Annotated in this window: 14 protein-coding genes; 4 read left to right on the top strand and 10 right to left on the bottom strand. The window is 60.4% G+C overall.

Going from position 1 to position 11,681, the window contains the following annotated elements:
- Positions 1 to 66: 66 nt before the first annotated feature.
- On the top strand, positions 67 to 1,383 hold the full coding sequence (locus LY631_RS00795) for an aspartate aminotransferase family protein (RefSeq protein WP_274423205.1): 1,317 nt from the start codon (positions 67 to 69) through the stop codon (positions 1,381 to 1,383).
- A gap of 288 nt (positions 1,384 to 1,671) precedes the next feature.
- Here the strand turns inward: LY631_RS00795 and LY631_RS00790 are convergent, their stop codons facing one another.
- The 4 genes from LY631_RS00790 to LY631_RS00775 all read right to left on the bottom strand — a co-directional run bounded on the left by LY631_RS00790 (position 1,672) and on the right by LY631_RS00775 (position 4,397).
- Complete coding sequence (locus LY631_RS00790; protein ID WP_274423867.1) at positions 1,672 to 2,775, bottom strand: acyltransferase family protein; 1,104 nt, start codon at positions 2,773 to 2,775, stop codon at positions 1,672 to 1,674.
- 123 nt (positions 2,776 to 2,898) lie between these two features.
- Positions 2,899 to 3,162: a DUF2312 domain-containing protein gene (locus LY631_RS00785; protein WP_274423204.1), complete on the bottom strand. Its 264-nt coding sequence runs from the start codon at positions 3,160 to 3,162 to the stop codon at positions 2,899 to 2,901.
- A 116-nt stretch (positions 3,163 to 3,278) separates the two neighbouring features.
- Positions 3,279 to 3,584, bottom strand: a complete 306-nt coding sequence (locus tag LY631_RS00780; RefSeq protein ID WP_274423203.1) for a DUF1244 domain-containing protein — start codon at positions 3,582 to 3,584, stop codon at positions 3,279 to 3,281.
- Positions 3,585 to 3,605: 21 nt separating this feature from the next.
- Positions 3,606 to 4,397, bottom strand: a complete 792-nt coding sequence (locus LY631_RS00775) for an N-formylglutamate amidohydrolase (RefSeq protein ID WP_274423202.1) — start codon at positions 4,395 to 4,397, stop codon at positions 3,606 to 3,608.
- A 215-nt stretch (positions 4,398 to 4,612) separates the two neighbouring features.
- On the opposite strand from LY631_RS00775, the gene LY631_RS00770 reads away from it, so the two are divergent.
- Positions 4,613 to 5,038, top strand: coding sequence for a DUF1036 domain-containing protein (locus LY631_RS00770; protein WP_274423866.1), 426 nt, complete (start codon positions 4,613 to 4,615; stop codon positions 5,036 to 5,038).
- Entirely contained in the window at positions 5,035 to 6,474 is a 1,440-nt protein-coding gene (gene pyk / locus LY631_RS00765) for a pyruvate kinase (RefSeq protein WP_274423201.1), read from the top strand. Before LY631_RS00770 ends, pyk begins: the two co-directional genes overlap by 4 nt.
- Before the next feature lie 146 nt (positions 6,475 to 6,620).
- Here the strand turns inward: pyk and LY631_RS00760 are convergent, their stop codons facing one another.
- The 5 genes from LY631_RS00760 to LY631_RS00740 form a co-directional block, all read right to left on the bottom strand.
- The gene (locus tag LY631_RS00760) at positions 6,621 to 7,193 is read right to left on the bottom strand and encodes a hypothetical protein (RefSeq protein WP_274423200.1); all 573 of its coding nucleotides are present in this window, start codon (positions 7,191 to 7,193) and stop codon (positions 6,621 to 6,623) included.
- Between the two features lie 94 nt (positions 7,194 to 7,287).
- Positions 7,288 to 7,413, bottom strand: a complete 126-nt coding sequence (gene ykgO, locus LY631_RS00755) for a type B 50S ribosomal protein L36 (protein ID WP_274423199.1) — start codon at positions 7,411 to 7,413, stop codon at positions 7,288 to 7,290.
- A 160-nt stretch (positions 7,414 to 7,573) separates the two neighbouring features.
- Entirely contained in the window at positions 7,574 to 8,689 is a 1,116-nt protein-coding gene (locus LY631_RS00750) for a 5-(carboxyamino)imidazole ribonucleotide synthase (RefSeq protein WP_274423198.1), read from the bottom strand.
- Positions 8,686 to 9,183 (bottom strand): 5-(carboxyamino)imidazole ribonucleotide mutase, encoded by a 498-nt coding sequence (purE, locus tag LY631_RS00745; protein ID WP_274423197.1) that lies wholly within the window; start codon positions 9,181 to 9,183, stop codon positions 8,686 to 8,688. The genes LY631_RS00750 and purE overlap by 4 nt, the downstream gene beginning before the upstream one ends.
- Before the next feature lie 64 nt (positions 9,184 to 9,247).
- Complete coding sequence (locus LY631_RS00740; RefSeq protein ID WP_274423196.1) at positions 9,248 to 9,466, bottom strand: YdcH family protein; 219 nt, start codon at positions 9,464 to 9,466, stop codon at positions 9,248 to 9,250.
- A gap of 225 nt (positions 9,467 to 9,691) precedes the next feature.
- On the opposite strand from LY631_RS00740, the gene LY631_RS00735 reads away from it, so the two are divergent.
- Positions 9,692 to 9,871: a YdcH family protein gene (locus tag LY631_RS00735; RefSeq protein ID WP_274423195.1), complete on the top strand. Its 180-nt coding sequence runs from the start codon at positions 9,692 to 9,694 to the stop codon at positions 9,869 to 9,871.
- A 185-nt stretch (positions 9,872 to 10,056) separates the two neighbouring features.
- On the opposite strand, the gene LY631_RS00730 is transcribed toward LY631_RS00735, so the two are convergent.
- On the bottom strand, positions 10,057 to 11,541 hold the full coding sequence (locus tag LY631_RS00730) for a M48 family metalloprotease (protein ID WP_445082832.1): 1,485 nt from the start codon (positions 11,539 to 11,541) through the stop codon (positions 10,057 to 10,059).
- Positions 11,542 to 11,681 lie beyond the last annotated feature (140 nt).

The following is an 11,681-nucleotide window of genomic DNA, read 5'->3' as shown; positions in this document are numbered from 1 at the left end:
GCTGGGGAGCTGTGTCGCGAGCTGACCCTGTGTCGCGCGATGACACCTAAAGACAAGGAGATCATAATGCATTCTCTTTCGTTCGCGCGATCAAAGCAGCGCATCCACGAGGCAGCGGAGTGGATGCCCGGCGGCGTCAGTAGCCATTTCCGCTCCGGGGTCTCGCCGACGCCGCTGGTCTTCGAGAAAGCACAGGGGGTTTATCTCCATGATATCGATGGCAACCGTCTGATCGACTATTACATGGCGCTTGGTCCGATGATTTTAGGCCACAGCCCCAGAGAGGTCATCGAGGCCACCAAGCAGCAGTTGGATCGAGGGATCCTCTACGGCGGTCAGAGCGAACTGGAGTTCGAAGCTGCACGTCTGATCTGCAACATGGTGCCGTGTGCCGAACGGGTGAGGTTTGCGTCGTCAGGCTCGGAGGCTGTGCAACTGGCGCTGCGTCTCTCGCGCGCAAGCACGGGCCGAGACAAAGTCCTGAAGTTCGAGGGGCACTACCACGGCTGGCTTGATAACGTCCTTTGGAGTGTGGCCCCACACTCAGCGGCAATGGGTCCGGAAGAAAGTCCGTGTCCATGTGCGGGGAGCGCGGGCCAGGACCTTGGCGCGGGCACCAACGTAGAAGTGCTGTCATGGAATCGTGCCGAGCAGGTGCTGGAGCGGCTCGCGCGCGGCGACGTGGCTGCAGTGATCATGGAAGCCGCAATGTGCAACAGCGGCGCGATCACGCCGCTCCCTGGCTATCTCGAGGCGGTCCGCGAAGCATGTACCAAGACGGGGACCGTGTTGATCTTCGACGAGGTCATCACCGGTTTCCGAGTGGCCCCAGGCGGTGCCCAGGAGCGGCTTGGAGTCACTCCAGATGTCGCCGTTTTTGCAAAGGCGATCGCCAATGGCTTCTCGGTCGCTGCCGTGGCCGGACGTTCCGATATCATGGCAGGGCTCGGGGCTGGTGGCGTTTTACATGGTGGCACATACAACGCCCAGGCCGTAGCCATGGCCGCGACTGTTGCAACGCTGAGGCGGCTTTCCAATCCGCAGGTCTACCATCGCATGGAGACACGGGGCAGACGCCTGATGGATGGCTTTGAAGCGGCTTTCCGAGATGCCGGCATGGCCGCCACAGTAACTGGCTTCCCCCAAATTTTCCACATCGGGTTAGGCTTGGCGAAGCCGCCGGTGAATTACCGCGACACCGTCGCGATCGACCGTTCCCGATATGTCCGCTTGACGACGGCGCTCTTGCAGCGAGGGGTTCGGGCGCTGGAGCGCGGTGCTTGGTTCTTGTCGACCGAGCATGATGACGAAGTGATCGACGCCACTATCGCTGCGATGCAGGAGGCGGTTTCGGTCGTGGCTCAAGAGCAAGACGGCGCCTGAAGCAAGCGTTCAGCATCATGGCGCCGCTCCTGCGGTGCATTTGCCGAACGTGGGACGTGAGCGCGACGCTTCCGCTTTTCGGCAAGCCGATTAATGCTCATTGCTATCTGACGGCGCGCCCTGATAATCGCGTGCTGTCAGATGCTTCGGACAGTAGTGGCCGATACTGCGCGTTGCTAGAAGCTATTCCATCAAAGTTAGTGGAACACGTCGTATGTCCGAGTAAGGAGACTAGGTGGACTCTCTCTCCGACATCGTGTTTAGGTCCGAAAAATTTTTGTCAGACGCCTATTCGGCCGGCACATCCGCAGGTTTCGATTTCGCGACGGGCTTCTCGATTCGCGCCCAGCCAGGCCGCTCAAAGAGGAATCTGCCGTATCCCGACCATTTAACGAGGCCGTAAAGCACGGCTGGACCGCAGACGCCGGCCAGTGTGACAAGCAGCGCAATCAGGCCGATATCGGTCACGACCTGGGTTTTCAGCAGGATGACCCGCGTGACCGCCATGGGCAGGAAGAAGGCGAGATAGACCACGATCGAGTGCTCGCCCAGCCACGTCAACCATTGCATGGGGCGCAGGAGCGATAACAGCGCTGCAGCGCCGACGATGAACATTGCACCGGCTATCCCGAGCAGGAGTGAGATGATCGGCAGTTCCGAATAGCCGCCCGTCGCGCCCGAATTGGCCAATGCGGGCTGCAGCCAGGCGGACGCAGCCTGGGGCGCGGGCATGAACACCAGCAGACCGTTCACCACTGCCCAGACCGAGCAAAACGCGAGGAAAACGCCTGGCCTGCGCCGAACCCAGGCGGCAAATGCGAATACATGCGTTGCGAAAGCGTAGCCCGCGAAGAAATATACGTAGCGGTTAAAAAACTCGTCCAGAAGAACCGAGCCGAAGTGCAGCGGCAGCGCCTCCATCACCGCCGCCCATGCAAAGACGAGCCAGACCGGCAGTGCCTTGACCAGCCGCGTGAAGAGGAAGAACACCGGTAGAAGATAAATGAACCAGAGCGTGCCAAAGGGCTGGATATAGGCGATCAGGTAGGCTTGGAGCGCTCCGCCCCATCCTGCTTCGGCGGCAATACCTGGTGCCTTGAAGGCGAACTGGATCGTGAGCCAGAGAATATAGAAATATGCGAAGTGGATGACCTTCAGGTCGATGTAGCGCCGCCACGGGCGGTCGATCACCAGCCCGAGGAAGAGGCCGGAGATGAGGAAGAAATCCGGCATCCGGAACGGTCGCGCGAAGGCGACCAACTGGTGCATGAAACCTTCGCGTCCGGCAGCGATCTCGACGCCAAGTGTCGAGTGCATCATGACGACCATAATGATGCACATACCCTTGGCGGCATCGACCCAGTCTACACGTTGCCGCCCTGTAATGTCCATGCTGACCAAGCATACCCTCGCGCGCTTTACCGGATCTTAGCCGATCGGCACCCCAAAATGTATCAAGAACGTGGGAGGGAATACGAATTTGGTTAATGCAAGACCGGGCCGCCCGCGCGACGACTAAGCCATCCCAAGCGCGGATTTGTAGAGGTCGATCATGGCCTCTTCCTCCTGCCGTTCGGCCTGATCTTTTTTCCGCAATCGTACGATGGTGCGCACCGCTTTCGTATCGAAGCCGGTGCCCTTCATTTCGGCATAGACTTCCTTGATGTCGTCCGCGATGGTCTGCTTTTCCTCCTCGAGCCGCTCGATGCGCTCGATGAACGAACGCAACTGCCCAGCGGCGACAGTTTCAGAACTCTCCTTGGTGATGTCTTCGGCCATGCTCTACTCCGGATAGGATCGGGTGCGCCCCGACTCGGGGCGGAATGGGATCGCCGGTTCGATGCCTTAGGCTGATGAAGACGTCAAGGTGGCAAAAGCGCGAACGCCGCCCGGCCTCAGTGATCGGGGCGGTTCTTCTCGAAGGCGGCCTGTTGCGGTCCACTCGCCTCGGTCTGGTATTTTTCGCGCCACTCGGCGTAGGGCATGCCGTAGATGATCTCGCGCGACTCGTCCTTGGTAAGCTGAACGCCCGCATCCTGCGCGGCTTCGCGATACCAGTTGGACAGGCAATTGCGGCAGAAGCCGGCGAGATTCATCAGATCGATGTTTTGGACGTCCGACCGCTCGCGCAGATGGTCGACAAGCCGGCGAAAAGCGGCCGCCTCGAGGTCCCGCTTCTGTTCGTTGGAAAGGTCCGTCATGACAATATGCCTCCTCCGTCGTTACAGTGCGCGCGAACCGAAAAATCGCACCTCATGCATATCGGGGTGCGCATTGATGGCTTCAAGGACCGGTGCAAGGCGCTCTGCCCACTCGACCGCACCGCTTTCCTTCGTGATCAGATCTTGCCTGATTTCGATCAGCGCGTGCGCGTAGCCATTCACGGTGCAATGCCGATTCATCGTATCGCCGCCCATGGCTCCGTCGTATGGTTCATTATCTCCGACCACGAGCCTCGAATCGGCACGGAGAGCTCGGAAGAGCGGCTTCACCGCCCGGTCGTCGCTATCCCAAAGCACACCGACATGCCAGGGCCGCGGCCGCCCCTGCATGGTAGGTGTGAAAGAATGGATGGAAATTACAAGCGGTGCCGCACCGGAAGCATTTTTCACCTCGTGGACAAGCCGGGCCACTGCGTCATGATAGGGTTCGTAATAGGCCTCGATCCGCTTCTCGCGCTCCGCCGGCTCAATCGGGTAGTTGCCCGGCACAATTGTGCCGTCATAGAGCTGACGTATGAGTGTCGGATCATCCGTTCCGCGGTTAGGATCGATGAGAAGCCTGGAAAATCCGGCCATGACGGCCGGAGCGCCGGTGAGCGCAGCCAGTTGCCGGGTAACGGATTCCACCCCGATATCGTACGCGATGTGACGCTGGAATTCAGCCTCAGGCAACCCGAGATCGCCATATTCCTCCGGCAGGGCATTGGAGGCATGATCGGCGATGAGGACGATGCCCTTCGTCGGCTCGCCATCAATCATTTCAAAGGGGGTGAAGGATGCGTTTCGGACCATCTTGTTTTGGAAAGGCGGAAAGGGAAAGAGCCCCTCTTCCCATGAAGAAGCGCATCATGCAATGGCGTCGTGGTCGACAACGCAACGCAGGATGCGTTGACACGGCGGTAGAGTTTATCGAAAAGGAGCATCACGCTGACTTTTCATGGCAGGTTTTGACCATGCCGTTCACCGGGCATATGCTGATTCGCAATACCGTTCTGGCGCTGGCCTCCATGGCGGGCCTTTTCCTTTATGATGCCGTGCCCGCTTACGCGGATTTCCGGGTCTGCAACGCTACGCAGAACCTGGTCGGCGTCGCCATCGGATATCGGGCGCGCAGCGGCTGGATCAGTGAAGGATGGTGGCACGTAGAGGGATCGAGCTGTAAAACGCTCATCGAAGGATCTCTCCAATCGCGCTATTATTATCTTTATGCAGAGGACGCCACGCGGGGAGGCCGGTGGGAAGGGCCGATCCAGATGTGCGTGGCCGACAAGGAATTCAAAATTGCCGGTGTAAATGATTGTTTTGCCCGCGGTTTCGAACGCGCCGGTTTTCAGGAATATGATACGGGCCAACAGGAGAATTGGATGGTTCAGCTTACGGATAGTTCTCCGGCCAAGGATGCGGCCGCTTTTTCGGGAGCTTCCAATCCATGAAGCGCGGACGCAAGGTGAAGATCCTGGCCACACTGGGTCCTTCCTCCTCGGAAGAAGCAATGATCACCCGGCTGCATGAAGTCGGCGCGGACGCTTTTCGCATCAATATGAGTCACGCCGACCATGATACGATGCGTACGCTTATTGCGCGTATCCGCGAAGTCGAACGCCAGGCGGCTCGACCCATCGGGATTCTCGCCGACCTGCAGGGGCCGAAGCTGCGCGTCGGCACCTTTGCCGGGAGCCGCGTGGAACTGACAGCCGGGCAGGAATTTATACTGGACGATAACCCCGAGCCGGGAGACACCGCGCGGGTTCACCTGCCGCATCCTGAAATTCTCCAGGCCGTCGAGCCCGGCCACCGACTGCTGATCGATGATGGCCGCCTGCAGCTTGAAGCATTACGGAACGATGGGCGTTCCATCGTCTGCCGTGTGGTCGCTGGCAACAAGATATCCGACCGTAAGGGCGTCAGCCTGCCCGATACGGACCTCCCGCTCAGTGCGCTGACGGAGAAGGACCGGCGCGATCTCGATGCCGTCCTGGCGACCGGTGAGGTGGACTGGATTGCACTTTCCTTCATCCAAAGGCCGCAGGATCTTGCCGAAGTGCGCAAGATCGCGCGAGGCCGCGCCGCGCTCATGGCCAAGGTGGAAAAGCCGCAGGCGGTAAAACGGCTGGCCGAAATCATCGAATTGTCCGATGGCCTCATGGTCGCGCGCGGCGATCTCGGCGTGGAAATGCCGCTGGAATCCGTGCCCGGCACCCAGAGACAGATCATCAGGGCATGCCGTCAGGCGGGAAAACCGGTTGTCGTCGCCACCCAAATGCTGGAGTCGATGATTTCGGCTCCAGTTCCCACGCGCGCCGAAGTTTCCGACGTGGCAACGGCTGTGTTCGAAGGCGCGGACGCGGTGATGTTGTCGGCCGAGTCGGCCGCCGGCCAGTACCCGTCTGAGGCCATCTCCATGATGAGTTCCATCGCCAGCCAGGTCGAGCGCGATCCGACATATAACGACTCAATCGAGGCGCAGCGTACCGAGCCGGAGCCGACGGGCGCCGATGCGATCTCGCTTGCTTCGCGCCAAATCGCCGAGACCCTGAAGCTTTCCGCCATCGTCACCTATACCTCATCGGGTACGACCGGACTGCGCGCCGCCCGCGAGCGCCCACATGTGCCGATCATCGCGCTTTCGCCGGTGGTGGGGACCGCGCGACGGCTCAGCCTCGTCTGGGGAACCCATTGCGTGGTCTCGGAGGATGCGCATGATCTCGACGACATGGTGGATCGTGCCTGCCGCATCGCTTTTGAGGAGCAGTTCGCAAAATCCGGTGACCGCGTGATTGTGACGGCCGGCGTTCCGCTCAGGACGCCCGGTGCGACGAACATGCTGCGCATCGCCTATGTCGGCTCGGACGGCATGGGGGCGTTGTAGAGTCTCTTACAGCCTGGTCAAAACTCGATTGGGTGTTGGCAAAAATGGTGGCTGCGAGAGCCGGACGCCGTACGTGCTGGTACATGAGCACTGGAAGCACGGAAATCGCCTTTGCAGCAGGTTTAGGCGACTTTTGGTCAGGGTTTTCAGAGCCGCTGACCGAGGCTATCCTCGGTTAGCCTGATGAGCGCACGCTGGGCGCCGCGCTGCATGGGATAGACTTCCAGCATGCGGCGATAAACGCCGAGCGCCAATTCCTCGCGCCCCGTGGCGCGCAATATACCCGCAACACCGTTCATGGCGCCGAAATGGCGCGGCTCCAGCGCGAGCGTGCGCGAGAGATCGGCCATGGCGCGGTTGAAGTCATTCATCATGAGATGAACCAGCGCGCGGCTGTTCCAGCCTTCGACATATTCGGGATAGAGCGTCACAACCTGGTCGAGGAAGTCGAGGGCGACATGATGTTTATCCTGGACCGCGGCTTCCCTAGCCCAATCGATCAGCATGTCCGCGGTCGCCCCGCCTGAACGCTTCCACTCTTGCTGGATGCGATCGGCGATACGGCGCGCAGCCACGGTGTTGTGTTCTTCCTTGAGCGCGGAGAAAAGCTCGTTCAGCCGGTCGCTCTCCGGCTCGGCCGCCGCACCATGCATATCGGCCGTCGCCGGTGCCTGGAGCAGGTACAGAATGAAAAAAATGGAAATAAAGATGCGCCACATGAGGCGAGTGTAACCGCCTCAGCGTCGAGAGAAAAGCAAAAATGGGACCACCGTGTCCATCCTCTGGGATGAACACCCAGCAGGCCGCGCTACCTCAGCCCTGGCGTGCCTTGAACCGCGGGTTCGTCTTGTTGATGACGTACACACGCCCCTTGCGGCGAACGATGCGGTTCTCGCGGTGGCGGGTTTTCAGTGCCTTGAGCGAATTCTTGATCTTCATTGGTTTGCCCTGCCGGCCTTTCGGCCTGATTGTCGCCTGTGCATTAAACAAAAGACGCGCTCTCGGCGCGCCGCATTCGGTTGGGGCTCTTAGAGGACGGGCCGGGCCGTGTCAAGCTGGGGCGCCCGCCATAAGCTTCGATCCTGAAGACTTTATGCGCTCATTCCGCCGAAGGGGAGCCCTTCGGTCCGCCGGCCCCGGCTGGCGTAAGTCTTGTGAAATGCCCCATTTTGCGGCCTGGACGGGCTTCCCGTTTCCCATAGAGGTGAAGCATCAGGTTCGGCTCCTCCAGAAGCCGCTTCATATTCCTGCGTTCCCCTCCCAGGATGTTTTCCATCACGCAGTCCGAGTGACGGTCGGTGCGCCCTAGCGGCAGGCCGGTAATAGCGCGTATGTGCTGCTCGAACTGAGAGACGGCACACGCCGCCTCGGTCCAGTGGCCGGAGTTATGAACGCGCGGGGCCAGTTCGTTGACGAGAACAGAGCCGTCCTCCAGCACAAAAAACTCGACCCCGATCACGCCGACATAATCGAGAGCATCCAGTATCGTGAAGGCAGTTTCCCGGACCGTGTAGGCAGTGGAGGGCGAAATGGCCGCCGGGACCGCGGAACGGGCGAGGATGCCGTTGCGATGCTCGTTCTCTGCCGGATCGTATGCCGCCATCGCGCCGTTAAGCGAACGCGCTGCGATCACTGAAACCTCGCGCACGAAATTCACCAGGCCTTCCAGGATGAGCGGCGTACCTCCCATACCTTCGAAACAGCCGATGATTTCCTCCGCGGTGGCGTTTCGGAAAACTCTCTGGCCCTTGCCGTCATAGCCCATGCGGCGCGTCTTCAAAACGCCGGAATGCCCAAAGCGGGCGAGCCCGCGGGCAAGGTCACGGTCGCTTTCAACGGCCGCGAAAGGGGCAGTCGAGATGCCCGACGCGTTCAGGAAGATCTTTTCCGACATGCGATCCTGGGAGGCTTCCAGAGCTTCTGCGGGAGGATGAACGGGACGCCACTCCTCCAGAGAACGGATCGCGCCGACCGGCACATTCTCGAACTCATAGGTGATGACGTCGCTGGACCTGGCCAGCTGTTCAAGAGCTCTGCCGTCGTCATATGCGGCCGCGATATGTTTCTGGGCGACCTGTCCAGCGGGCGCGTGCTGGTCCGGATCGAGAACGGCGGTGCTGTAGCCGAGCCTGGCCGCAGCCATGGCGAGCATACGGCCCAATTGACCGCCGCCTACAATGCCGATCGTGGCGCCGGGTGGGAGTGGTTGCCTCATGGCTCCTTCGTCGGATAAGCGGCCACTCTTTCACTTTGCGCGGTACGCCACGCATCGAGGCGCTCGGCGAGAGCCTCGTCTGAGAGCGCCAGGACCGATGCAGAAAGGAGCGCCGCATTGACGGCGCCCGCGCGGCCGATCGCCAACGTGCCGACGGGAACGCCGGCGGGCATTTGCACGATGGAAAGGAGCGAATCCTGCCCGGAAAGCGCTTTGGACTGGACGGGGACGCCGAAGACGGGGAGCGGGGTAAGTGCCGCCGTCATTCCGGGCAGATGCGCTGCCCCGCCGGCCCCTGCAATGATCACCCGGAATCCTTCAGCCTTGGCGCCCGTTGCGAAACTGTAGAGCCTATCCGGTGTACGATGAGCCGAAACGATACGCGATTCGTAACTGACCTGCAGTTCCTCCAGGATATGCGCCGCATGCCGCATGGTCTCCCAGTCCGACTGGCTTCCCATGATAATGGCGACATCGGTGCGCCCGCTGCGCATGCGCAACCCCCTTTTGGTTCCGGATGCCTGCTGTTAGCGAAACGCAGCTTCAGCCGCAACCGTATTACGCTATGATATCGGGAATTATCCGGTCTTCCAGTTGCTGGAGCCGATCCTTCATTGCGAGCTTCTTCTTCTTCATGCGCTGGATCTGCAAAGGATCGCAACCGTACGCGATCATCGCTTCGATGGCGGCATCGAAATCGACATGATCCTGTTTCAGACGGGCAAATTCGAGGCGAATCTCGGCCTGTTCCTGTTCCGACGTACTCACGGTCCGCATGGCCTCCCGTTGGGCGCCGCTTCTATACGCTATTCCGCGCGAGCAAGCATAGCTCCCCTTCGCCAAAGGAAGCACAAATCTCTCATATCATATCGCGACCTGGGGATAAATCCCGACGCTTATATTCGACATCGCACGAAAACAGTGGCACACTATTTATGTCATCATCAGGAATTGGGGCGGAGGCGTGTTCCGGATGGCTACGAGGAACCGATGGAGATGTCCATGTCGCTCGAATCGCATCTCGAAGAATTACAGCGCAAACACGGCGATCTTCAGCGCCAATTAGACGAAGCTCTGGCGCATCCCTCAACGGATGAGATTGAGCTCACCAGACTCAAGCGTCGTAAGCTCGCGATCAAGGACGAGATGGAACGAATGCGGGTGTCGCAAACCCGCCATTAGGCCAGATTACACCAACTCTGTTTACCGTTCTCCGGAGCGCGCTGAATAGCGCGATGTGCCTACGCTCGCCCTAACCGAGGCCAAAGCAGATCTCGGATCCGGATGAACGCCTGGAGGGTGTCCGCGTGCGCGGAGAATAAGTGTTGTACCGACCGCTCCTGGCCAGCGGCATTGGGCCCCATTTCTCATCTGTCCGTGATGATCTTGACCTTATCTCCAGTCGAGAGGGTTGATCCCGATCCCAGCGCGTTGAGCACGCGGAACAGCTCCAGCTTCCGGTCTCCTCCAGCCATGCGGCCGGCGAGGCTCGCGATCGTGTCGCCGGGCTGGACGGTCACAATGCGAATACGCAGCGGCTTGAGCTGGTCGATCTCCGACCGGCTAAGGACCTGAAAGCTGTTGGAGATCGAGCGTGCCACCGCGTCAAGGCGATCGCTGCCTCTCGGCGCACCGGTCAGCAGTCGGTACACATTGTCGCCAACGCGCACCACGGTGACATCGAACTCCCAATTGTCGGCATGGGCCCGGGCTGTGGCCGCTTCATGACTATTGATCGTGAAAGTGCGCACCGAGTCGGGATCGAGGCCCGCAAGCCAGTCGCGGCGCAGATAATCCGTTAAGGAAACGGAACGCTCGAGTGTGACCCCGTCGAAGCGGAAAGCAAGATCGCCGGGCCCGGCGGCCACCACCTCTCCGGCTGAATTGTCGATGACGAAGCCCTCGGGGACTGCAAAGGAGATGCCGAGTTCGGGATGCAGGAAAGTGCGTCCGCGCACAAAACCCTGGTCGGGCCTGTCGCCGAAGAGCAGCCCGTCGATCCCCTGCAGGAAGGAATCCCGTTCACGCAGGCCCGTGCCCTGCTGACCGAATTGGCGGGCATGCCGCTGCGCCAGATCGATACGCCGGGGCGCATTGGGGTGGCTCGCGAGAAAATCGAGGCTGGCATCCCGCGCCCCGCCAACGCTGCGAAAACGCTGATAGGCGTCCATCGAGCTCAAGAACCGCGCGGCGGCGAAGGGGTCGTAGCCGGCTTCTCCAATCGCGCGAATGCCGATGGCGTCGGCTTCCAGTTCCTGATTCCGGGAGAACTGAGCCAGTCTCAGCTTGCCCCGCACCACTGCGGCCTGCGCACTGCTGTCGGCGCTCACCACCTCGTTGACCACACGAGAGGTCAAATTCGCTTCAGCTTCACGTTTCTGCCGCTCCAGCCCGTGATTTGCCGTCACGTGAGCCATTTCATGAGCCAGAACGGCCGCGATTTCCGCCGAATCATTGGCCAGTGCCAACAGCCCGCGCGTGATGTAGAGATAGCCACCCGGCAGCGCGAACGCATTGATGCTGGGCGAATCCAATATCGTGATCTGATAACTCTGGGACGCCGCATCGGGGCTGCGTGCCAGCTTTCCGACCACACCGGCCAACATGCGCTCAAGCTTCGGGTCTGAGTACTCGCCCCCATAGGTCTGGAGGATTTTCGGGTGTTGCCTGCGCGCCAGAGTTGCCAGGCGATCGCCGCGCGTGACCGTGTCCACCGTAACGGGATTTTCCGACGGCTTGAATCCGGCTTCTCCGAGATCGGCGGTCTGGCAGCCGGCCAGAGCCGTGGCCAAGCCCGCAAAAGCGGCTGCTGTCAGGACGTGACATCTTTTGCCGGTCCTCGTCGGTTCTATCGAAGCACGCTGTACCAGGGCGTTTTCCTTTCACGCATCAAAAAGCGGCTTGGGTACGAGCCTTAGAACGAGTTGAGGGTAGCCACAGATGGCACGACAAAACAATCACCCGCGCGCCACACTTCCGGCTGAATCCGTGT

Origin of the sequence: Chelativorans sp. YIM 93263 (assembly GCF_028767125.1) — a bacterium.
Taxonomy (GTDB): domain Bacteria; phylum Pseudomonadota; class Alphaproteobacteria; order Rhizobiales; family Rhizobiaceae; genus Chelativorans.
The sequence above is the reverse complement of the archived record's forward strand: the minus strand, read 5'-3'. Positions and strand labels throughout refer to the sequence as shown.